The sequence below is a fragment of the Candidatus Pantoea deserta genome, assembly GCF_003813865.1.
Taxonomy (GTDB): Bacteria; Pseudomonadota; Gammaproteobacteria; order Enterobacterales; family Enterobacteriaceae; genus Pantoea; species Pantoea deserta.
In genome coordinates this window covers 1-18,754 of the sequence record NZ_RMVG01000029.1, presented here as the reverse complement: position 1 = coordinate 18,754, position 18,754 = coordinate 1, and the positions used below count along the sequence as shown (strand labels likewise).

At 53.8% G+C, this 18,754-nt stretch carries 31 protein-coding genes; 25 read left to right on the top strand and 6 right to left on the bottom strand.

Annotation, left to right across the window (positions count from 1 at the left end):
* Window positions 1–9: 9 nt before the first annotated feature.
* From rplX to BBB56_RS22100, 19 genes are all read left to right on the top strand, one after another.
* Complete coding sequence (gene rplX / locus BBB56_RS22190; RefSeq protein WP_003850150.1) at window positions 10–324, top strand: 50S ribosomal protein L24; 315 nt, start codon at window positions 10–12, stop codon at window positions 322–324.
* A gap of 14 nt (window positions 325–338) precedes the next feature.
* Window positions 339–878, top strand: coding sequence for a 50S ribosomal protein L5 (gene rplE, locus BBB56_RS22185; protein ID WP_033752947.1), 540 nt, complete (start codon window positions 339–341; stop codon window positions 876–878).
* A gap of 14 nt (window positions 879–892) precedes the next feature.
* Complete coding sequence (gene rpsN / locus BBB56_RS22180; protein ID WP_033752945.1) at window positions 893–1,198, top strand: 30S ribosomal protein S14; 306 nt, start codon at window positions 893–895, stop codon at window positions 1,196–1,198.
* Window positions 1,199–1,231: 33 nt separating this feature from the next.
* Window positions 1,232–1,624, top strand: coding sequence for a 30S ribosomal protein S8 (gene rpsH / locus BBB56_RS22175; protein ID WP_123803080.1), 393 nt, complete (start codon window positions 1,232–1,234; stop codon window positions 1,622–1,624).
* A gap of 12 nt (window positions 1,625–1,636) precedes the next feature.
* Window positions 1,637–2,170 (top strand): 50S ribosomal protein L6, encoded by a 534-nt coding sequence (rplF, locus tag BBB56_RS22170; RefSeq protein WP_123803079.1) that lies wholly within the window; start codon window positions 1,637–1,639, stop codon window positions 2,168–2,170.
* Window positions 2,171–2,179: 9 nt separating this feature from the next.
* On the top strand, window positions 2,180–2,533 hold the full coding sequence (gene rplR / locus BBB56_RS22165; RefSeq protein WP_123803078.1) for a 50S ribosomal protein L18: 354 nt from the start codon (window positions 2,180–2,182) through the stop codon (window positions 2,531–2,533).
* Between the two features lie 14 nt (window positions 2,534–2,547).
* Window positions 2,548–3,048, top strand: coding sequence for a 30S ribosomal protein S5 (gene rpsE, locus BBB56_RS22160; RefSeq protein WP_033792403.1), 501 nt, complete (start codon window positions 2,548–2,550; stop codon window positions 3,046–3,048).
* 5 nt (window positions 3,049–3,053) lie between these two features.
* On the top strand, window positions 3,054–3,233 hold the full coding sequence (rpmD, locus tag BBB56_RS22155; protein ID WP_021186404.1) for a 50S ribosomal protein L30: 180 nt from the start codon (window positions 3,054–3,056) through the stop codon (window positions 3,231–3,233).
* Window positions 3,234–3,236: 3 nt separating this feature from the next.
* On the top strand, window positions 3,237–3,671 hold the full coding sequence (gene rplO / locus BBB56_RS22150; RefSeq protein WP_123803077.1) for a 50S ribosomal protein L15: 435 nt from the start codon (window positions 3,237–3,239) through the stop codon (window positions 3,669–3,671).
* Window positions 3,672–3,678: 7 nt separating this feature from the next.
* A complete protein-coding gene (gene secY / locus BBB56_RS22145) occupies window positions 3,679–5,010 on the top strand; it encodes a preprotein translocase subunit SecY (protein WP_123803076.1) in 1,332 nt (443 codons plus the stop codon).
* Between the two features lie 32 nt (window positions 5,011–5,042).
* The gene (rpmJ, locus tag BBB56_RS22140) at window positions 5,043–5,159 is read left to right on the top strand and encodes a 50S ribosomal protein L36 (RefSeq protein ID WP_004160566.1); all 117 of its coding nucleotides are present in this window, start codon (window positions 5,043–5,045) and stop codon (window positions 5,157–5,159) included.
* A 146-nt stretch (window positions 5,160–5,305) separates the two neighbouring features.
* Entirely contained in the window at window positions 5,306–5,662 is a 357-nt protein-coding gene (gene rpsM, locus BBB56_RS22135; RefSeq protein WP_033752934.1) for a 30S ribosomal protein S13, read from the top strand.
* A gap of 16 nt (window positions 5,663–5,678) precedes the next feature.
* Complete coding sequence (rpsK, locus tag BBB56_RS22130) at window positions 5,679–6,068, top strand: 30S ribosomal protein S11 (RefSeq protein WP_004160563.1); 390 nt, start codon at window positions 5,679–5,681, stop codon at window positions 6,066–6,068.
* Window positions 6,069–6,100: 32 nt separating this feature from the next.
* Window positions 6,101–6,721, top strand: a complete 621-nt coding sequence (gene rpsD, locus BBB56_RS22125) for a 30S ribosomal protein S4 (RefSeq protein ID WP_033752932.1) — start codon at window positions 6,101–6,103, stop codon at window positions 6,719–6,721.
* Window positions 6,722–6,746: 25 nt separating this feature from the next.
* Window positions 6,747–7,736, top strand: coding sequence for a DNA-directed RNA polymerase subunit alpha (locus BBB56_RS22120; protein ID WP_003850179.1), 990 nt, complete (start codon window positions 6,747–6,749; stop codon window positions 7,734–7,736).
* 40 nt (window positions 7,737–7,776) lie between these two features.
* Entirely contained in the window at window positions 7,777–8,163 is a 387-nt protein-coding gene (rplQ, locus tag BBB56_RS22115; protein WP_003850180.1) for a 50S ribosomal protein L17, read from the top strand.
* Between the two features lie 99 nt (window positions 8,164–8,262).
* Window positions 8,263–8,634 (top strand): DnaJ family domain-containing protein, encoded by a 372-nt coding sequence (locus BBB56_RS22110; protein ID WP_123803075.1) that lies wholly within the window; start codon window positions 8,263–8,265, stop codon window positions 8,632–8,634.
* The gene (gene zntR / locus BBB56_RS22105; protein ID WP_123803074.1) at window positions 8,634–9,071 is read left to right on the top strand and encodes a Zn(2+)-responsive transcriptional regulator; all 438 of its coding nucleotides are present in this window, start codon (window positions 8,634–8,636) and stop codon (window positions 9,069–9,071) included. The genes BBB56_RS22110 and zntR overlap by 1 nt, the downstream gene beginning before the upstream one ends.
* 50 nt (window positions 9,072–9,121) lie before the next feature.
* A complete protein-coding gene (locus tag BBB56_RS22100; RefSeq protein WP_123803085.1) occupies window positions 9,122–9,400 on the top strand; it encodes an alternative ribosome-rescue factor A in 279 nt (92 codons plus the stop codon).
* Here BBB56_RS22100 and mscL read toward each other — a convergent pair.
* From mscL to def, 5 genes are all read right to left on the bottom strand, one after another.
* A complete protein-coding gene (gene mscL / locus BBB56_RS22095; protein ID WP_123803073.1) occupies window positions 9,354–9,764 on the bottom strand; it encodes a large-conductance mechanosensitive channel protein MscL in 411 nt (136 codons plus the stop codon). The genes BBB56_RS22100 and mscL overlap by 47 nt on opposite strands.
* Before the next feature lie 102 nt (window positions 9,765–9,866).
* Complete coding sequence (gene trkA, locus BBB56_RS22090; RefSeq protein ID WP_123803072.1) at window positions 9,867–11,243, bottom strand: Trk system potassium transporter TrkA; 1,377 nt, start codon at window positions 11,241–11,243, stop codon at window positions 9,867–9,869.
* 19 nt (window positions 11,244–11,262) lie between these two features.
* The gene (gene rsmB / locus BBB56_RS22085; protein WP_123803071.1) at window positions 11,263–12,555 is read right to left on the bottom strand and encodes a 16S rRNA (cytosine(967)-C(5))-methyltransferase RsmB; all 1,293 of its coding nucleotides are present in this window, start codon (window positions 12,553–12,555) and stop codon (window positions 11,263–11,265) included.
* A gap of 47 nt (window positions 12,556–12,602) precedes the next feature.
* On the bottom strand, window positions 12,603–13,547 hold the full coding sequence (gene fmt, locus BBB56_RS22080; protein WP_123803070.1) for a methionyl-tRNA formyltransferase: 945 nt from the start codon (window positions 13,545–13,547) through the stop codon (window positions 12,603–12,605).
* Window positions 13,548–13,567: 20 nt separating this feature from the next.
* On the bottom strand, window positions 13,568–14,080 hold the full coding sequence (def, locus tag BBB56_RS22075; protein WP_123803069.1) for a peptide deformylase: 513 nt from the start codon (window positions 14,078–14,080) through the stop codon (window positions 13,568–13,570).
* 115 nt (window positions 14,081–14,195) lie between these two features.
* On the opposite strand from def, the gene dprA reads away from it, so the two are divergent.
* Genes dprA through BBB56_RS22045 form a run of 6 tightly spaced genes read left to right on the top strand, consistent with a single transcriptional unit; the run spans window position 14,196 to window position 17,992 of the window.
* A complete protein-coding gene (gene dprA, locus BBB56_RS22070; protein WP_123803068.1) occupies window positions 14,196–15,320 on the top strand; it encodes a DNA-protecting protein DprA in 1,125 nt (374 codons plus the stop codon).
* Window positions 15,292–15,765 carry a DUF494 family protein Smg gene (gene smg, locus BBB56_RS22065; protein WP_123803067.1) on the top strand — a complete coding sequence of 158 codons (474 nt, stop codon included), beginning with the start codon at window positions 15,292–15,294 and terminating at the stop codon, window positions 15,763–15,765. The genes dprA and smg overlap by 29 nt, the downstream gene beginning before the upstream one ends.
* A gap of 23 nt (window positions 15,766–15,788) precedes the next feature.
* Window positions 15,789–16,334, top strand: a complete 546-nt coding sequence (locus BBB56_RS22060) for a DNA topoisomerase family protein (protein ID WP_123803066.1) — start codon at window positions 15,789–15,791, stop codon at window positions 16,332–16,334.
* Window positions 16,335–16,343: 9 nt separating this feature from the next.
* Window positions 16,344–16,916: an L-threonylcarbamoyladenylate synthase type 1 TsaC gene (gene tsaC, locus BBB56_RS22055; protein ID WP_123803065.1), complete on the top strand. Its 573-nt coding sequence runs from the start codon at window positions 16,344–16,346 to the stop codon at window positions 16,914–16,916.
* Between the two features lie 3 nt (window positions 16,917–16,919).
* A complete protein-coding gene (gene aroE / locus BBB56_RS22050; RefSeq protein ID WP_123803064.1) occupies window positions 16,920–17,738 on the top strand; it encodes a shikimate dehydrogenase in 819 nt (272 codons plus the stop codon).
* Window positions 17,735–17,992, top strand: a complete 258-nt coding sequence (locus BBB56_RS22045) for a DUF1488 family protein (protein ID WP_123803063.1) — start codon at window positions 17,735–17,737, stop codon at window positions 17,990–17,992. The genes aroE and BBB56_RS22045 overlap by 4 nt, the downstream gene beginning before the upstream one ends.
* Here BBB56_RS22045 and BBB56_RS22040 read toward each other — a convergent pair.
* Window positions 17,959–18,510: a gamma carbonic anhydrase family protein gene (locus BBB56_RS22040; protein WP_123803062.1), complete on the bottom strand. Its 552-nt coding sequence runs from the start codon at window positions 18,508–18,510 to the stop codon at window positions 17,959–17,961. The genes BBB56_RS22045 and BBB56_RS22040 overlap by 34 nt on opposite strands.
* Window positions 18,511–18,754: the final 244 nt, after the last annotated feature.

The following is an 18,754-nucleotide window of genomic DNA, read 5'->3' as shown; positions in this document are numbered from 1 at the left end:
GAGCGAACAATGGCAGCGAAAATCCGTCGTAACGACGAAGTTATCGTGCTGACCGGCAAAGATAAAGGTAAGCGCGGTAAAGTTAAGAATGTCCTGTCTTCTGGCAAGGTCATCGTTGAAGGTATCAACCTGGTTAAGAAACACCAGAAGCCGGTTCCGGCTCTGAACCAACCAGGCGGCATCGTTGAAAAAGAAGCTGCTATTCAGGTTTCTAACGTTGCACTCTTCAATGCGGCAACCGGTAAGGCTGACCGTGTAGGCTTTAGATTCGAAGACGGTAAAAAAGTCCGTTTCTTCAAGTCTAATAGCGAAACTATCAAGTAATTTGGAGTAGTACGATGGCGAAACTGCATGATTACTACAAAGACGAAGTAGTCCAGAAACTCATGACCGAGTTTGGCTACACTTCTGTCATGCAAGTCCCTCGGGTCGAGAAGATCACCCTGAACATGGGTGTTGGTGAAGCGATCGCTGACAAGAAACTGCTGGAAAACGCAGCAGCTGACCTGGCAGCAATCTCCGGTCAAAAACCGCTGGTCACCAAAGCACGCAAATCAGTTGCAGGCTTCAAAATCCGTCAGGGCTATCCGATCGGCTGTAAAGTAACTCTGCGCGGCGAGCGCATGTGGGAGTTCTTTGAGCGTCTGATCACCATTGCTGTACCGCGTATCCGCGACTTCCGTGGTCTGTCCGCGAAGTCTTTCGACGGTCGTGGCAACTACAGCATGGGCGTTCGTGAGCAGATCATCTTCCCAGAAATCGACTACGACAAAGTCGATCGCGTTCGTGGTTTGGATATCACCATTACCACTACTGCGAAATCTGATGATGAAGGCCGTGCTCTGCTGACTGCCTTTGACTTCCCGTTCCGCAAGTAAGGTAGGGTTACTTAATGGCTAAGCAATCAATGAAAGCACGCGAAGTTAAGCGTGTGAAATTAGCAGACAAATTCTTCGCAAAACGCGCTGAACTGAAAGCGATCATTTCTGATGTGAACGCAACCGACGAAGATCGTTGGAACGCTGTTCTCAAGCTGCAGACTCTGCCGCGTGATTCCAGCCCGTCTCGTCAGCGTAACCGCTGCCGTCAAACAGGTCGTCCGCACGGTTTCCTGCGGAAGTTCGGGTTGAGCCGTATCAAGGTCCGTGAAGCCGCTATGCGCGGTGAAATCCCGGGTCTGAAAAAGGCTAGCTGGTAATTGTCACCAATTGAATCACGGGAGTAAAGACAGATGAGCATGCAAGATCCGATCGCGGATATGCTGACCCGTATCCGTAACGGTCAGGCCGCGAACAAAGCTGCGGTCACCATGCCTTCCTCCAGGCTGAAAGTGGCAATTGCCAACGTGCTGAAGGAAGAAGGTTACATTGAAGATTTCAAAATCGAAGGCGACATCAAGCCGGAACTGGAAGTCACTCTTAAGTATTTCCAGGGTAAAGCTGTTGTAGAAAGCATTCAGCGTGTCAGCCGCCCAGGTCTGCGCATCTATAAGAAAAAAGATGAGCTGCCGAAAGTTATGGCGGGATTAGGTATTGCTGTTATTTCTACCTCTAAAGGTGTCATGACTGATCGTGCAGCGCGCCAGGCTGGTCTTGGTGGCGAAATTATCTGCTACGTAGCGTAATCGGAGGAAACTATGTCTCGTGTTGCTAAAGCACCTGTCGTTGTTCCTGCCGGCGTAGAGGTAAAACTCAACGGTCAGGTAATTTCGATCAAAGGTAAAAACGGCGAGCTGACTCGTACTATCAATAATGCCGTAGAAGTTAAGCATGCTGACAATGCACTGACCTTCGCTCCGCGCGACGGTTTTGCAAACGGCTGGGCGCAGGCGGGTACCGCTCGTGCGCTGCTGAACGGCATGGTTATCGGTGTTACCGAAGGCTTCACTAAGAAGCTGCAGCTGGTTGGTGTTGGTTATCGTGCTGCCATTAAAGGCAACGTTGTTAACCTGTCACTGGGTTTTTCTCACCCGGTTGATCATCAGCTGCCCGCGGGTATCACTGCTGAATGTCCGACTCAGACTGAAATCGTGCTGAAAGGCGCTGATAAACAACTGATCGGCCAGGTAGCAGCTGACTTGCGCGCCTACCGTCGTCCTGAGCCGTATAAAGGCAAGGGTGTCCGTTACGCCGACGAAGTCGTGCGTATCAAAGAGGCTAAGAAGAAGTAAGGTAACACTATGGATAAGAAATCTGCTCGTATCCGTCGTGCGACCCGTGCACGTCGCAAGCTCAAAGAGCTGGGTGCTACTCGCCTGGTGGTACATCGTACCCCGCGTCACATTTACGCACAGGTAATCGCCCCGAACGGTTCCGAAGTTCTGGTTGCTGCTTCTACTGTAGAAAAAGCTATCTCTGAACAACTGAAGTACACCGGTAATAAAGATGCAGCTGCCGCAGTAGGTAAAGTTATTGCTGAGCGCGCTATCGAGAAAGGCATCAAAGATGTTTCTTTCGACCGTTCCGGTTTCCAATATCATGGTCGTGTCCAGGCACTGGCAGATGCTGCTCGTGAAGCTGGCCTTCAGTTCTAAGGTAGAGGTCTAGGATGTCACACATCGAGAAACAAGCTGGCGAACTGCAGGAAAAACTGATCGCGGTAAACCGTGTTTCTAAAACTGTGAAAGGTGGTCGTATCTTTTCCTTCACCGCACTGACTGTAGTGGGTGACGGTAACGGCCGCGTTGGTTTTGGTTACGGTAAAGCGCGCGAAGTTCCGGCAGCGATCCAGAAAGCGATGGAAAAAGCCCGTCGCAACATGATTAATGTCGCGCTGACCAACGGCACCCTGCAGCACCCGGTTAAAGGTGCGCACACGGGTTCCCGCGTGTTCATGCAGCCGGCTTCTGAAGGTACCGGTATCATCGCCGGCGGTGCAATGCGCGCCGTTCTGGAAGTCGCTGGAGTTCATAACGTTCTGGCTAAAGCCTATGGTTCCACCAACCCGATCAACGTGGTTCGTGCAACTATCGACGGCCTGGAAAATATGAATTCTCCAGAAATGGTCGCTGCCAAGCGTGGTAAATCCGTTGAAGAAATTCTGGGGTAATCACGATGGCTAAGACTATTAAAATCACTCAAACCCGTAGCTCAATCGGCCGCCTGCCTAAGCACAAAGCCACTCTGGTTGGTCTGGGTCTGCGTCGCATTGGCCACACCGTAGAGCGTGAAGACACGCCGGCAGTACGCGGTATGGTTAACGCGATTTCCTACATGCTGAAAGTAGAGGAGTAACAGATGCGTTTAAATACTCTGTCTCCGGCCGAAGGCTCTAAGCACGCGTCTAAGCGTCTGGGTCGTGGTATCGGTTCTGGCCTCGGCAAAACCGGTGGTCGTGGTCACAAAGGTCAGAACTCTCGTTCTGGCGGTGGCGTACGTCGCGGTTTCGAGGGTGGTCAGATGCCTCTGTACCGTCGTCTGCCGAAATTCGGCTTCACCTCGCGTAAATCATTCGTGACCGCAGAAGTGCGTCTGTCTGATCTGGCGAAAGTGGAAGGCGGTATCGTTGACCTGACTACGCTGAAAGCAGCCAACATTATCGGTGTTCAGATTGAATTCGCGAAAGTGATTCTGTCTGGTGAAGTTTCTGCACCGGTAACGGTTCGCGGCCTGCGTGTCACTAAAGGTGCTCGTGCTGCAATCGAAGCTGCTGGCGGTAAAATCGAGGAATAAGTAGCAGATGGCTAAACAACCGGGATTAGATTTTCAAAGTGCCAAAGGCGGATTTGGTGAACTGAAACGCAGACTGCTGTTTGTAATCGGTGCACTGATTGTCTTCCGAATTGGCTCTTTTATTCCGATCCCTGGTATTGATGCCGCTGTACTTGCCAAACTGCTTGAGCAACAGCGTGGCACCATCATTGAAATGTTCAACATGTTCTCTGGTGGTGCTCTTAGCCGTGCTTCAATCTTCGCGCTGGGTATTATGCCGTATATTTCGGCCTCTATTATTATCCAGCTGCTGACGGTGGTGCATCCAGCGTTAGCGGAGATTAAGAAAGAAGGGGAGGCTGGCCGTCGTAAGATTAGTCAGTATACCCGCTACGGTACGTTGGTACTGGCCATATTCCAGTCGATCGGTATTGCTACCGGTCTGCCGAATATGCCTGGAATGCAGGGCCTGGTGATTAACCCAGGCTTTGCTTTCTACTTTACCGCTGTTGTAAGTCTGGTCACCGGAACCATGTTCCTGATGTGGCTGGGCGAACAGATTACTGAACGAGGTATCGGCAACGGTATCTCGATCATTATCTTCGCGGGTATTGTTGCGGGTCTTCCGCCGGCCATTGGCCATACCATCGAGCAAGCGCGGCAAGGCGACCTGCACTTCCTCCTGTTGCTGTTGGTTGCAGTTCTTGTATTTGCAGTGACCTTCTTCGTTGTTTTCGTTGAGCGTGGTCAGCGCCGCATTGTGGTGAACTATGCGAAACGTCAGCAAGGTCGTCGTGTATACGCTGCACAGAGCACACATTTACCGTTGAAAGTGAATATGGCGGGCGTTATTCCGGCTATTTTTGCTTCCAGCATTATCCTGTTCCCCGCGACGATAGCATCCTGGTTCGGGGGCGGTACCGGTTGGAACTGGCTGACAACAATTTCGCTGTATTTGCAGCCAGGACAGCCGCTATATGTGCTACTCTATGCGACTGCAATCATCTTCTTCTGCTTTTTCTACACGGCGTTGGTTTTCAACCCGCGTGAAACAGCAGATAACCTGAAGAAGTCTGGTGCATTCGTACCGGGGATTCGTCCGGGAGAGCAAACGGCGAAGTATATCGATAAAGTAATGACGCGTTTGACCTTAATCGGCGCACTGTACATTACTTTTATTTGCCTGATCCCGGAGTTCATGCGTGATGCGATGAAAGTTCCCTTCTACTTTGGCGGTACATCACTGCTCATCGTAGTGGTCGTCATCATGGACTTTATGGCTCAAGTGCAAACTCTGATGATGTCTAGTCAGTACGAGTCTGCATTGAAGAAAGCAAACCTGAAAGGCTACGGCCGTTAATTCAGGCGCTTGAGAAGTTACGGAGAGTAAAAATGAAAGTTCGTGCTTCCGTCAAGAAATTATGTCGTAACTGCAAAATCATCCGTCGCGACGGCGTCGTACGTGTGATTTGCAGCGCCGAGCCTAAGCATAAACAGCGCCAGGGCTGATTTTTTCACATATTTTTCTTGCAAAGTCGGGTTGAGCTGGCTAGATTAGCCAGCCAATCTTTTGTATGTCAATGCGTTTCCATTTGAGTATCCTGAAAACGGGCTTTTCAGCATGGGGCGCATTTATTTAATTATAGGAGTGCATAGTGGCCCGTATAGCAGGCATTAACATTCCTGATCATAAACACACCGTTATCGCGTTAACCTCGATTTTCGGTATCGGTAAAACTCGTTCTAAAGCCATCTGCGCTGCAACGGGTATTGCTGAAGATGTTAAGATCAGTGAGCTGTCTGAAGAACAGATTGATCAGCTGCGTGATGCGGTTGGTAAATTCGTTGTTGAAGGTGATCTGCGCCGTGAAATCACCCTGAGCATCAAGCGTCTGATGGACCTTGGTTGCTACCGTGGTTTGCGCCATCGTCGTGGTCTGCCGGTACGCGGTCAGCGTACTAAGACCAATGCACGTACCCGTAAGGGTCCGCGCAAACCGATCAAGAAATAATCGGGGTGAGTAAATAATGGCAAAGGCACCAGTTCGTGCACGTAAGCGTGTAAGAAAGCAAGTCTCAGATGGCGTGGCTCATGTCCATGCTTCTTTTAACAACACCATCGTTACCATTACCGATCGTCAGGGTAACGCGCTGGGTTGGGCAACCGCCGGTGGTTCCGGTTTCCGCGGTTCACGTAAATCTACCCCGTTTGCTGCTCAGGTCGCTGCAGAGCGCTGTGCAGAAGCCGTGAAAGATTACGGTATTAAGAACCTGGAAGTTATGGTTAAGGGTCCGGGTCCGGGTCGCGAATCTACTATTCGTGCTCTGAACGCCGCAGGTTTCCGCATCACGAACATTACTGATGTGACTCCGATCCCTCACAACGGTTGTCGTCCGCCGAAAAAACGTCGCGTATAACGCCGCGTTTTTAGGATAGTTGGAGAAAGAAAATGGCAAGATATTTGGGTCCTAAGCTCAAGCTGAGCCGTCGTGAGGGCACAGACCTTTTCCTGAAGTCTGGCGTTCGCGCGATTGATTCCAAGTGTAAAATTGAACAAGCCCCTGGTCAGCATGGTGCGCGTAAACCGCGTCTGTCTGATTACGGCGGCCAGTTGCGTGAAAAACAAAAAGTTCGTCGTATCTACGGCGTGCTGGAACGTCAGTTCCGCAACTACTATAAAGAAGCAGCACGTCTGAAAGGCAACACCGGTGCAAACCTGTTAGCTCTGCTGGAAGGTCGTCTGGATAACGTAGTTTACCGTATGGGCTTCGGTGCCACGCGTGCAGAAGCACGTCAGCTGGTCAGCCACAAGTCTGTAATGGTTAACGGCCGCGTTGTTAACATCGCTTCTTATCAGGTATCTCCGAATGATGTCGTAAGCATCCGTGAGAAAGCCAAAAAGCAATCTCGCGTGAAGGCCGCTCTGGAGCTGGCTGAGCAGCGTGAAAAGCCAACCTGGCTGGAAGTTGATGCGACTAAGATGGAAGGTGTGTTCAAGCGTATTCCTGAGCGTACCGATCTGTCTGCGGACATTAACGAACACCTGATCGTCGAGCTTTACTCTAAGTAAAGCTTAGTACCAAAGAGAGGACACAATGCAGGGTTCTGTGACAGAGTTTCTAAAACCGCGCCTGGTAGATATCGAGCAAGTGAGTTCGACGCACGCCAAGGTGACCCTTGAGCCTTTAGAGCGTGGCTTTGGCCATACTCTTGGTAACGCACTGCGCCGTATTCTGCTTTCTTCCATGCCGGGTTGCGCGGTGACCGAGGTTGAAATTGATGGTGTACTGCATGAGTACAGCACCAAAGAGGGCGTACAGGAAGACATCCTGGAAATCCTGCTCAACCTGAAAGGGCTGGCGGTAAGAGTTCAGGGTAAAGATGAAGTCATTCTGACCCTGAATAAATCTGGCATTGGCCCTGTGACTGCAGCCGACATTACCCACGACGGTGATGTCGAAATCGTCAAGCCGCAGCACGTGATCTGTCACCTGACTGATGAGAACGCCGCTATCAGCATGCGTATCAAAGTTCAGCGTGGTCGTGGTTATGTGCCGGCTTCTGCCCGAATTCATTCGGAAGAAGATGAGCGCCCAATCGGCCGCCTGCTGGTCGACGCTTGCTACAGCCCTGTAGACCGTATCGCCTACAATGTTGAAGCAGCGCGTGTAGAACAGCGCACCGACCTGGACAAGCTGGTCATCGAAATGGAAACCAACGGCACAATCGATCCTGAAGAGGCGATTCGTCGTGCGGCGACCATCCTGGCAGAACAACTGGAAGCTTTCGTTGACCTACGTGATGTACGTCAGCCGGAAGTGAAAGAAGAGAAACCAGAATTCGATCCGATCCTGCTGCGCCCTGTTGACGATCTGGAATTGACTGTCCGCTCTGCTAACTGCCTTAAGGCAGAAGCTATCCACTACATCGGTGATCTGGTACAGCGTACCGAGGTTGAGCTGCTCAAAACGCCTAACCTGGGTAAAAAATCTCTTACTGAGATTAAAGACGTGCTCGCCTCACGTGGTCTTTCTCTGGGTATGCGCCTCGAGAACTGGCCGCCGGCAAGCATCGCTGATGAATAACCGGATCACAGGTTAAGGTTTCACTGAGAAGGATAAGGTCATGCGCCATCGTAAGAGTGGTCGTCAACTGAACCGCAACAGCAGCCATCGTCAGGCTATGTTCCGCAACATGGCTGGTTCTTTGGTTCGTCATGAGATCATCAAAACGACTCTGCCGAAAGCCAAAGAGCTGCGCCGCGTAGTTGAGCCGCTGATTACTCTTGCCAAGACCGACAGCGTAGCTAATCGTCGTCTGGCATTCGCCCGTACTCGTGATAACGAGATCGTGGCAAAACTGTTTAACGAGCTGGGCCCGCGTTTCGCGAGCCGTGCCGGTGGTTACACTCGTATTCTGAAGTGTGGCTTCCGCGCTGGTGACAACGCTCCGATGGCTTACATCGAGCTGGTTGATCGTCCAGAAGCTCAAGCAGAAGCTGCCGCAGAGTAATCTGTAGCATCGTAAAAAACCCGCTTCGGCGGGTTTTTTATTGCCTGTAATTTACCCCGTCCGTTACTCTCAATATTGTGGCTAATTCAGGAGGCGCTTATGTGGTTAATCGATCAGCTTGCGGAACAGCATATTCGCGCGGCGCAGGAAAAAGGCGAACTCAGCAATCTGCCTGGCGAAGGCGCGCCGCTTGAACTGGATGACGACAGCCAGGTCCCCGCTGAATTGCGCAGCGGCTATCGACTGCTGAAAAATTCAGGCTATCTACCGCCCGAACTGGAGATGCGTCGCGAAGCGCTGGAGATCGGCGATCTGCTGCGTAATCTGGATCCTGAGGATCAGCGCTACGCTGAACACAGCAAGCGGCTGCTGGTGCTGGAGTTGAAGCTGCGGCAGGCAGGGATGAGTACCGCATTTTTACAGGGCTATTATGGCGACGCTATCCGCCATCGTCTGTTAAAGGAGGAGTGATGTACCGTATCGGACAGCTGGCTAAGCTGGCAAACGTAACCGTCGACACTATCCGTTTCTATGAAAAACAGCAGATGATGGAGCATGAGATTCGCACCGAGGGCGGCTTTCGGCTATACAGCGACAGCGACCTCCAGCGACTGAAGTTTATTCGCTTTGGGCGGCAGCTCGGGTTCGGTCTTGACGCCATTCGCGAGCTGCTGTCAATTCGGGTCGACCCCGCGCATCACACCTGCGAAGAATCAAAAGCCATTGTTCAGGCGCGCCTGCACGAAGTGAATATTATGATCGAGGAACTGCAAAACGTGCAGCGTTCCCTTCAGCGTTTATCGGATGCCTGCTGCGGCACGGCGCACAGCAGCGACTGCTGTTCAATTCTGCAAGCGCTGGAAAAAGGCACGGAACCCAGACCAGAAGCGCTACACGGGCAACATTGAATTTTGCGCTAAAGAGCATATAGTTATGCGGTCCAACTGAGGAGAGTATGATGAGTAAGTATCAGCACACCAAAGGTGAAATTCGCGACAACGCGATTCAGGCTTTACTGCACGATCCCCTTTTTCGCCAGCGCATCGAGCAGAAGCAAAAAGGCAAAGGCAGCTATCGGCGTAAAGATAAACATGCGAAGCGTGGCGGCTGGGAGGCCAGTGATAAGAAAGGCTCTTATCACTGGCCTTCTTCTTTATGGGTACAAAAAAGCCGCCTTGCGGCGGCTGATTTTAAATCTTGTTGTTCTGCTGCTTCAGCAAGTCACGAATTTCACTGAGCAGAACCTCTTCGTTAGAGGGCTTCGGTGCCGGTTTTTCGACTTCTTTCTTCTTGTAGAGCTTGTTCATCAGTTTGATGGCGATAAAGATAGCGAACGCCACAATGACAAAATCAAAGATAGTCTGAATAAATACGCCGTATTCCATTACCACCGGCGGCGTTGCGCCTTCGGCAGGCTTAAGCACCCATTTAAACTGTTTGAAATCGACCCCGCCGATCAGCAGTCCCAGCGGCGGCATAATAATATTTGCCACCAGTGAAGAGACGATTTTGCCAAAGGCTGCGCCGATGATCACACCAACGGCGAGATCCACCACGTTGCCGCGCATTGCAAAATCACGAAATTCTTTGAAAAAACTCATACTTATCTCCATGCCCTGGCCAATTGCTAAAGTCTAACAAACCTTTCGGCAATTGCCATCTAAGCGGCAGTATTTGTCGGAATTGTCTGTCCGGCGCTGCGCCTACAGGAAGAAAGGGCTGGGCTGGAAAAGCCGCTCTACATCCGGCACGAATTTTTTATCGGTCAGGAACATGATGACGTGGTCGCCTTGCTCGATGCGCAGATTGTCCTTGGCGATTAACACGTCTTCACCGCGAACGACCGCGCCGATAAGCGTACCCGGTGGCAGTTTAATTTCGTTGATTAACCGACCTACCACTCGGGATGTCGTTTCATCTCCATGTGCAATCGCTTCGATCGCTTCGGCAATGCCGCGTCGCAGGGATGAGACGCCGACGATGTCGGCTTTTCGCACATGACCTAACAGCGCGGAGATCGTTGCCTGTTGTGGAGAGATGGCTATATCGATCACGCTGCCCTGAACCAGATCCACATAGGCGCGACGCTGGATCAACACCATGACTTTTTTGGCGCCCATTTTTTTCGCCAGCATGGCAGACATGATATTGGCTTCATCGTCGTTGGTAACGGCGATAAAAAGATCCACCTGATCGACATGCTCTTCCGCCAGCAGCTCCTGATCGGAAGCATCGCCATAAAAGACAATCGTGTCCTGAAGGCGCTCAGCCAGTTCGGCGGCGCGGCGAGGATTACGTTCGATCAGCTTCACGCTGTAATTTTTTTCCAGCCGCTGCGCAAGGCCAAAACCTATGTTGCCGCCGCCTACCAGCATGATGCGTTTGTAAGGTCTTTCCAGCCGCTGCATTTCGCTCATCACCGCGCGAATGTTCTGGCTGGCGGCGATAAAAAACACCTCGTCGCCCGCTTCCACAATGGTGGAACCCTGCGGACGAATCGGACGATCCTGACGGAAAATCGCCGCGACGCGCGTATCAATATGCGGCATATGCTCACGCAAAATAGAGAGGGGATTGCCCACTAACGGACCGCCGTAATAGGCTTTAACCACCGCGAGACTGACCAGACCCTCCGCGAAGTTGACCACCTGCAACGCGCCAGGATACTGGATCAGACGATAGATGTTTTCGATTACCAGCTGCTCCGGCGAGATAAGGTGATCGATAGGGACGGCTTCCGGAATAAATAACTTATCTGCGTCGCGTAGATAATCCGCCGCGCGAATACGTGCAATACGATTGGGCGTATTAAACAGCGAATAGGCAATCTGGCACGCCACCATATTGGTTTCATCGGAGCTGGTAACCGCGACCAGCATGTCAGCATCTTCCGCGCCTGCCTCGCGCAAAATGCGCGGATGCGATCCGTGACCCTGAACGACGCGCAAATCGAATTTATCCTGTAACTGACGCAGGCGATCGGCGTCAGTATCCACTACCGTAATATCGTTGTTCTCGCCGACGAGGTTTTCTGCCAGCGTTCCGCCAACCTGACCGGCTCCCAGAATAATAATTTTCATTGCGTGTCGTGCTCTTTAGTTAGTGCGCTTTTACCAGCTTAGCGTAGAAAAATCCGTCACCGCCTTCGACCGTCGGAAAGACCTGTAACCCATCCTCTTTGCCGCCCGGCAGGATGTCGGCGCGCGCATCCGCATGTCGGCTTAAGAAGGCGCTGATCTGCGCCTGATTCTCTTCAGGCAAAACAGAGCAGGTGGCATAGAGCAGCGTGCCGCCGGGTTTCAGATGGGACCAGACGGCCTCCAGAATATCGCGTTGCAGCGTTGCCAGCTCGGCAATATCCCGGTCACGTCGCAGCCACTTAATATCCGGGTGGCGGCGGATAACGCCGGTTGCCGAGCAGGGCGCGTCCAGCAGAATACGATCGAACTGACGATCGCCGCACCACGCCTGCGGGGTACGCCCGTCGCCCTGTTTCACCTCTGCCTGCATCCTGAGACGCTGTAGGTTCTCTTGCACGCGAATCAAACGCTGAGCATCGACGTCGACCGCCATGACCTGAGCCTCAGGGGCAATTTCGAGGATATGCGTCGTTTTACCGCCGGGGGCAGCGCAGAGATCGAGGATCTGCTCGCCGTTTTCCGGCGCCAGCAGCAGGGCGCAGCGCTGAGCAGAGAGATCCTGAACCGTTACCCAGCCATCGGCAAAGCCCGGAAGCTGGCCGACAGGCGCCGGCGTGTCCAGCCGCAGCGCGTCAGGCGCGACATCGGCGGCGCTGGCCGTTCTTTCGCTGTCGTTCAGCAGCGCCAGCCACGCGTCACGGCTGTGATACTGGCGATTCACGCGCAGCCACATGGGCGGACGTTGATTATTCGCCTCAACGATCTGCTGCCACTCTTCTGGCCAGGCTTGTTGCAGCCGCTGTAGCAGCCATGCCGGATGCAGATGTTTTTGCGGGCCTTGATCGACCTCGGCAAGCAGCTCCGCCTGCTGACGCTGGAACTGACGCAGCACGCCGTTGAGCAGTCCTTTCAGGTTCGCCCGCTTGAGCACTTCGGCGCCGGCAACGGTTTCCGCCAGCGCGGCATGAGCAGGGACGCGCGTATAGAGCAGCTGATAGAGACCCACCATAATCAGGTAGTGCAATACACGCTGTTTACCGGTCAGCGGGCGCGCCATCAGTTTGCCGATTAAGGCTTCCAGCTGTGGCAGAGTACGCAAGACGCCGAAGCAGATTTCCTGCACCAGCGCGCCATCTTTATCGGTAAGTTTTTTCTGCGCGCCGGGCAGAATGGCGCTGAGCGATTCGCCTTTATCAATTACGCGCTCAATCAGTTGAGCGGACAGGCTTCGCAGATTCGTTGATTTAGTCATTGGGGTTACGTCAGTAAACAAAAAGCCCGGACAGAGCCGGGCTGGAGTCAGGCTAAAACGCGGCCTGACGTGAACCACTCGCGACGCGAGTTAAGCAGATCCTGCGCCGACATCGCTTTTTTACCCGCCGGTTGCAGCAGCTGAAGATTTAACACGCCGTCAGCGGTAGCGACCTGAATGCCGTGCTTATCGGCGGCGATAATCTCGCCCGGCTGTTTCGCAACGTGAGGCAATACGCTTGCCTGCCATACTTTGACCGGCTGCTCCTCGATAAAAAAATAGCTCACCGGCCAGGGGTTGAAGGCGCGTATGCAGCGCTCAAGCTGAACGGCGGAAAGCTGCCAGTCGAGGCGGGCTTCTTCTTTGCTCAGCTTTTCAGCGTAGTTGGCCTGGGCGTCATCCTGCTTTTCCGGCTGTGCTCGACCATCCGCCAGCTGCGTCAGCGTCTCCAGCAGGCCCTGCGGACCAAGCTGCGCCAGCTTGTCATACAGTGTGGCGCTGGTGTCTTCCGCCGTAATGGGGCAGCGGAGCTTATACAGCATATCCCCGGTATCAAGACCTACATCCATCTGCATAATGGTGACGCCGGTTTCGCTATCGCCCGCCCACAGCGAGCGCTGAATCGGCGCGGCTCCACGCCAGCGCGGCAGCAGCGAGCCGTGCACGTTGATACATCCGAGGCGCGGCATAGAGAGCACGGCCTGCGGCAGTATCAGCCCATAGGCGACCACGACCATAACATCCGCCTGTAATTCGGCGACCAGCTGCTGGTTTTCAGCCGGGCGCAGCGAGGTCGGCTGGAATACCGGAAGATCATGAGAAAGCGCCAGCGTTTTTACCGGGCTGGGCGTCAGCTTATTGCCACGGCCAGCCGGACGATCAGGCTGGGTAAACACGCCAACCACCTGATGCTCAGAAGCAAGCAGCGCGTCGAGATGACGCGCTGCAAAGTCAGGTGTGCCAGCGAAAATAATTTTCAACGGGGCAGACACGGTTATCCCTTATTTAGCCGTCAGGAAGCACGCGCGTTCTGGCGCGCCAGTTTTTCCAGCTTTTGCCTGATGCGCTGACGCTTCAGCGGCGACAGGTAATCAATAAACAGCTTGCCGTCGAGGTGATCGATTTCATGTTGAATACAGATCGCCAGCAGTCCATCGGTTTCCAGTTCGAAATGCTTGCCTTCGCGATCCAGCGCGCGCACCTTAACGCGCTCGGCGCGTGGCACAAACGCACGCTGTTCAGGAATAGAAAGGCAGCCCTCTTCGATGCCGGTTTCGCCGCTTTTCTCCAGTAATTCCGGATTAATCAGCACCAGACGCTCGTCGCGGTTTTCTGACACATCAATCACGATGATGCGCTGATGGATGTCTACCTGGGTGGCCGCCAGGCCAATACCCTCTTCGGCGTACATGGTTTCAAACATGTCGTCGACAATGCGCTGAACTTCAGCGTTAACTTCTTTCACTGGCGCCGCGATCTTGCGAAGGCGATCGTCAGGGAAATGTAATACCTGCAAAACTGACATAAATATCCAGATCTGTATGCGATTAAGAAAAGATTATTACCTCATATTGTAGACTTTTTAAGGGCTGATTGACAGCATTCCCCCCAGGATACAGCGCATGGAGCGGGGGGCAGGTATGGAGAAGATTGAACGCTATCTGCGGCTTTCAGCCGTAAGCGGCATCAGCGGAAATCGCTGGCTGGAAATGGCCAGGGCGCTCAGAGAAACCGACGATGCGGCCTCGCTGCTGGCGTCGTCCGGGCTAAGCGAACAGCAAATTCAGCAGTTTCACTATCTGCCGTCTCAGCAGATTGCCGCTACTGAAGCGTGGCTCAACGGGAGCGCTTCGCATCACCTGCTGACTGCTCTGGATGATAACTATCCTGACGCGCTACGTGAAATTCACCGTTTTCCGCCGCTGCTCTATATACAGGGCGATCCCGCTTTGCTCTCTTCGGTGCAGCTGGCGATGGTAGGCAGCCGTCACTGTTCTCACTATGGGCGACGCTGGGGAGAGTGGTTCGGTCAGCAGCTCGCGCAGAGCGGCCTGACGATTACCAGCGGGCTGGCGCGAGGCATTGATGGCATCGCCCATCGCGCGGCGCTGGACGTGGAGGGAAAAACGGTCGCCGTGCTGGGGAGCGGACTACAACGCCTTTATCCCAAACATCATCGCGCGCTGGCGGAGGAGATTGTGGAAAAGGGCGGCGCGGTTATTTCGGAGTTTCCGCTTACCATGCCGCCTCAGGCGATCAATTTCCCGCGCCGCAACCGCATTATCAGCGGATTGAGTCGCGGGGTGCTGGTGGTGGAGGCCACAATAAAAAGCGGTTCGCTGGTTACGGCGCGCTATGCGCTGGAGCAAAATCGCAACGTCTACGCGTTACCGGGAGCGCTGGGCAATCCCGGCAGCGCCGGCACGCACTGGCTGATTCAGCAGGGCGCGCTGCTGGTGGCCCATCCGGATGATATTGTCGAGGATCTTCGCACGCTGCTTAACTGGCTGCCCTTTACACAGCATGAAGCAATATATTCCGGGGGCATCGATGATGTGCCATTGCCATTTGCTGAGGTGTTGGCTAACGTAGGTGATGAGGTTACACCTGTTGACGTCGTCGCTGAACGTGCCGGCCAACCTGTGCCAGTGATTGCAGCCCAACTGCTGGAGCTGGAGTTAGCAGGATGGATCGCAGCTGTACCCGGCGGCTATGTCCGATTGAGGAGGGCATGCCATGTTCGACGTACTAATGTACTTGTTTGAGACATATATCCACAACGAAGCAGAAATGCAGGTTGATCAGGATACATTGACGGATGACTTAACCGATGCCGGTTTTCATCGTGAAGATATCTACAATGCGTTGAACTGGTTAGAGAAGCTGGCAGATTATCAGGACGGACTGGTCGATCCGATTCTGTTGGCTAACGATCCGCTTTCAATGCGCATCTACACAGAGGAAGAAGGCCAGCGTTTAGATGCCGAATGCCGTGGTTTCCTGCTGTTCCTGGAACAGATTCAGGTGCTCAAAATGGAAACGCGTGAAATGGTTATCGAGCGAGTTATGGCGCTCGACACGCTTGAGTTTGATCTGGAAGATCTCAAATGGGTGGTGCTGATGGTGTTGTTTAATCTTCCGGGATGCGAGAACGCCTATCAGCAAATGGAAGAACTTTTATTCGACGTCAATGAAGGCATGCTGCATTAATTTTCCGTTATGCAGCCATCGTTATGAGCAAATCAGCACTCTTCACCGTGCGTAAACACGATCCCTGCCCCGCCTGCGGGGCAGATTTAGTTATCCGCAGCGGTAAACACGGCGCTTTTTTAGGCTGCACAAATTATCCTGGCTGTGATTATATCCGGCCGCTGAAAAGCCAGGCCGACGGGCATATCGTTAAGGTCCTGGAAGGACACGCCTGCCCAGAGTGCGGCGCCGACAAAGCATTACGCCAGGGACGTTACGGCATGTTTATCGGCTGTAGCCACTATCCTGAATGTGACTACAGCGAAGCTATCAATAAGCCGGATGAAACGCTTATCGCCTGTCCCCAGTGCGCGGAAGGCAAGCTAGTGCAGCGTCGTTCCCGTTACGGCAAGACTTTTCACGCCTGTAATCGCTATCCAGCCTGCCAGTTTGCCGTTAACGCCACGCCGATCGCGGGCGAATGTCTGCACTGCCATTTTCCGCTGCTTGTCGAAAAGAAAACCGCGCAGGGTGTTAAACGCTTTTGCGCCAGTAAAAGCTGCGGCAAGGCCGCCGCAACAGAGAATTAAGAAAACATCATGCAAAATCACCATTTTTCCGGCTCCCTGGATGCCTGTGTTGAACAACTGCGCCAGCAGGCCGTTATCGCCTATCCGACCGAAGCCGTTTTTGGTCTGGGTTGCGACCCGGACAGCGAAAGCGCAGTAACGGCGCTGCTGGCGCTAAAGCAGCGTCCCGTTGAAAAAGGATTGATCCTGATTGCTGCGGACTATGCTCAGCTGGAACCCTATATCTCCGATCGTGAACTGACCGTTGAGCAGCGCGAGCGGATGTTTGCTCACTGGCCTGGTCCGGTTACCTTTGTTGTGCCTGCTACGCCGCAAACGCCACGCTGGCTAACGGGGCGGTTTGATTCCCTGGCGATTCGCGTCAGCGATCATCCTGATGTGCAGGCGCTGTGTCGTGCTTTCGGCAAGCCGCTGGTATCAACCAGCGCGAATCTGTCAGGTGAAGAGCCGTGCCGGACGGTCGAAGAGGTCAGAGCGCAATTTGGCGAGGCTTTTCCGGTGCTGGTGGGGCAAACCGGCGGACGGCGCAACCCCTCAGAAATCCGCGATGTGTTAACCGGCCACCTTATTCGTCAGGGATGATACATGGAACAGTTTGCGGTATTTGGCAATCCCATCAGCCACAGTAAATCGCCAGCGATTCATCGCTTATTTGCGGAGCAGACCGGCATTACGCACCATTATGGACGCGTCTGTGCGCCGCTTGACGGTTTCCCGCAGGCGATAGCGACGTTTTTTGCGCAGGGCGGGCAGGGGGCAAACGTAACGCTGCCCTTTAAACAGCAGGCGTGCGAATTTGCTGATGAGCTGAGCGACCGCGCGGCGCTTTCCGGCGCGGTCAATACGCTGAAAAAAGCAGGCGACGGACGTATTCTGGGCGACAACACAGACGGGATCGGCCTGTTAAGCGATCTGGAACGTCTTGGATTGATCAACGCTGGCGATCGCATTTTGCTGGTGGGGGCAGGCGGCGCGGCGCGCGGCGTGATCCTGCCGCTGCTGTCGGCAGGCTGTACGGTAACTATTGTTAACCGTACCCAGGCCCGTGCCGAAGAGCTGGCGCAGCTGTTCGGTCAGAGCGGCGCCATTGATGCCTGTGGGTTTGAGCAGCTGGCGACACGCGCGTTTGATCTGATTATCAATGCGACATCGAGCGGCGTGAGTGGCGAGGTTCCTCCGCTGCCTGCTTCGCTGGTGAATGCGCAGGTGCGTTGTTACGATATGTTCTATCAGGCTGGCGCCACGCCCTTTCTGCAATGGTGTCAACAGCAGGGAGCTGAGCAGTATGCGGATGGTCTGGGGATGCTGGTGGGTCAGGCTGCGCACGCCTTCAGTTTATGGCACGGCGTAATGCCAGAGATCGCGCCTGTGATCGCGCAGCTTAAACAGGCGATGCAGGCATGAATCAGGCTATTCAGTTTCCCGATCGTGAAGAGTGGAACGCCGAACACGACGCGATCTGCTTTCCGGCGCTGGTCAACGGCATCATCCTGACCTGCGCCATCTCTGCCGAAGCCTTATATCAGCGCTTCGGCCAGGGAGAGGCGCTCGCGCTGTTCTCCGCTCATCGCTGGGATATAGAAGAAGAGGCGGAAGCGGCGATCCTGAATGAAAGCTATGACGATCAGGAATGGGTCTGGCTTGCCTCGGCCAGGTAATCCTCTTTCCAGCTAACATAGTTGTTCGCGGAGTAGAGCAGACCCGCTATCTCCTGTTCGCTGAGCGGACGTACTTGTTTAACCGGGCTGCCGAGATAAAGGTAGCCGCTCTCCAGACGCTTGCCCGGCGGCACCAGGCTGCCTGCGCCAATCATGACGTCATCTTCGATAATGGCGCCGTCCAGCACAATCGATCCCATTCCGACCAGCACGCGATTACCGATAGTGCAGGCATGCAGCATGGCTTTATGACCGACGGTAACGTCCTCGCCAATCGTTAAGGGGAAACCTTGCGGATTGCTGGCTGACTTATGCGTAACGTGGAGGACGCTGCCGTCCTGAATATTGGTGCGCGCGCCGATCCTCACCTGATTTACGTCGCCGCGTATCGCAACCAGCGGCCAGATGCTGACGTCATCAGCCAGAATAACATCACCGACCACCACGCTGGAGGCGTCAACCATGACGCGCTGACCGCATTGCGGATAACTCTCTTTATATCGACGTAGGGCTGACATGCGCTTTCTCCTTGTTAGTTTGCTACAGACTGAGGCGGATCGGGTGTGTCAGGCAGGGTGACAACGCCTGGATCGTTGAAGATCTCCGCAATAAGTGTATTTTCTCACCATACAGAAAAAAGATCGAAAAAAAGGGTTGTGCAATTAAATCGGATCCCTATAATGCGCCTCCACTGACACGGCACAACGGCTTACGGAGCGCGGTGTTCAGGAGACTCAGGCAGCTGAGTCGCCGGAGAAAACT

Bases quoted from the DNA above. Each gene is read 5' to 3' on its own strand.
- rplX (WP_003850150.1), top strand. From the start codon at position 10: ATGGCAGCGAAAATCCGTCGTAACGACGAAGTTATCGTGCTGACCGGC.
- rplE (WP_033752947.1), top strand. From the start codon at position 339: ATGGCGAAACTGCATGATTACTACAAAGACGAAGTAGTCCAGAAACTC.
- rpsN (WP_033752945.1), top strand. From the start codon at position 893: ATGGCTAAGCAATCAATGAAAGCACGCGAAGTTAAGCGTGTGAAATTA.
- rpsH (WP_123803080.1), top strand. From the start codon at position 1,232: ATGAGCATGCAAGATCCGATCGCGGATATGCTGACCCGTATCCGTAAC.
- rplF (WP_123803079.1), top strand. From the start codon at position 1,637: ATGTCTCGTGTTGCTAAAGCACCTGTCGTTGTTCCTGCCGGCGTAGAG.
- rplR (WP_123803078.1), top strand. From the start codon at position 2,180: ATGGATAAGAAATCTGCTCGTATCCGTCGTGCGACCCGTGCACGTCGC.
- rpsE (WP_033792403.1), top strand. From the start codon at position 2,548: ATGTCACACATCGAGAAACAAGCTGGCGAACTGCAGGAAAAACTGATC.
- rpmD (WP_021186404.1), top strand. From the start codon at position 3,054: ATGGCTAAGACTATTAAAATCACTCAAACCCGTAGCTCAATCGGCCGC.
- rplO (WP_123803077.1), top strand. From the start codon at position 3,237: ATGCGTTTAAATACTCTGTCTCCGGCCGAAGGCTCTAAGCACGCGTCT.
- secY (WP_123803076.1), top strand. From the start codon at position 3,679: ATGGCTAAACAACCGGGATTAGATTTTCAAAGTGCCAAAGGCGGATTT.
- rpmJ (WP_004160566.1), top strand. From the start codon at position 5,043: ATGAAAGTTCGTGCTTCCGTCAAGAAATTATGTCGTAACTGCAAAATC.
- rpsK (WP_004160563.1), top strand. From the start codon at position 5,679: ATGGCAAAGGCACCAGTTCGTGCACGTAAGCGTGTAAGAAAGCAAGTC.
- rpsD (WP_033752932.1), top strand. From the start codon at position 6,101: ATGGCAAGATATTTGGGTCCTAAGCTCAAGCTGAGCCGTCGTGAGGGC.
- BBB56_RS22120 (WP_003850179.1), top strand. From the start codon at position 6,747: ATGCAGGGTTCTGTGACAGAGTTTCTAAAACCGCGCCTGGTAGATATC.
- rplQ (WP_003850180.1), top strand. From the start codon at position 7,777: ATGCGCCATCGTAAGAGTGGTCGTCAACTGAACCGCAACAGCAGCCAT.
- BBB56_RS22110 (WP_123803075.1), top strand. From the start codon at position 8,263: ATGTGGTTAATCGATCAGCTTGCGGAACAGCATATTCGCGCGGCGCAG.
- zntR (WP_123803074.1), top strand. From the start codon at position 8,634: ATGTACCGTATCGGACAGCTGGCTAAGCTGGCAAACGTAACCGTCGAC.
- BBB56_RS22100 (WP_123803085.1), top strand. From the start codon at position 9,122: ATGAGTAAGTATCAGCACACCAAAGGTGAAATTCGCGACAACGCGATT.
- mscL (WP_123803073.1), bottom strand. From the start codon at position 9,764: ATGAGTTTTTTCAAAGAATTTCGTGATTTTGCAATGCGCGGCAACGTG.
- trkA (WP_123803072.1), bottom strand. From the start codon at position 11,243: ATGAAAATTATTATTCTGGGAGCCGGTCAGGTTGGCGGAACGCTGGCA.
- rsmB (WP_123803071.1), bottom strand. From the start codon at position 12,555: ATGACTAAATCAACGAATCTGCGAAGCCTGTCCGCTCAACTGATTGAG.
- def (WP_123803069.1), bottom strand. From the start codon at position 14,080: ATGTCAGTTTTGCAGGTATTACATTTCCCTGACGATCGCCTTCGCAAG.
- dprA (WP_123803068.1), top strand. From the start codon at position 14,196: ATGGAGAAGATTGAACGCTATCTGCGGCTTTCAGCCGTAAGCGGCATC.
- smg (WP_123803067.1), top strand. From the start codon at position 15,292: ATGTTCGACGTACTAATGTACTTGTTTGAGACATATATCCACAACGAA.
- BBB56_RS22060 (WP_123803066.1), top strand. From the start codon at position 15,789: ATGAGCAAATCAGCACTCTTCACCGTGCGTAAACACGATCCCTGCCCC.
- tsaC (WP_123803065.1), top strand. From the start codon at position 16,344: ATGCAAAATCACCATTTTTCCGGCTCCCTGGATGCCTGTGTTGAACAA.
- aroE (WP_123803064.1), top strand. From the start codon at position 16,920: ATGGAACAGTTTGCGGTATTTGGCAATCCCATCAGCCACAGTAAATCG.
- BBB56_RS22045 (WP_123803063.1), top strand. From the start codon at position 17,735: ATGAATCAGGCTATTCAGTTTCCCGATCGTGAAGAGTGGAACGCCGAA.
- BBB56_RS22040 (WP_123803062.1), bottom strand. From the start codon at position 18,510: ATGTCAGCCCTACGTCGATATAAAGAGAGTTATCCGCAATGCGGTCAG.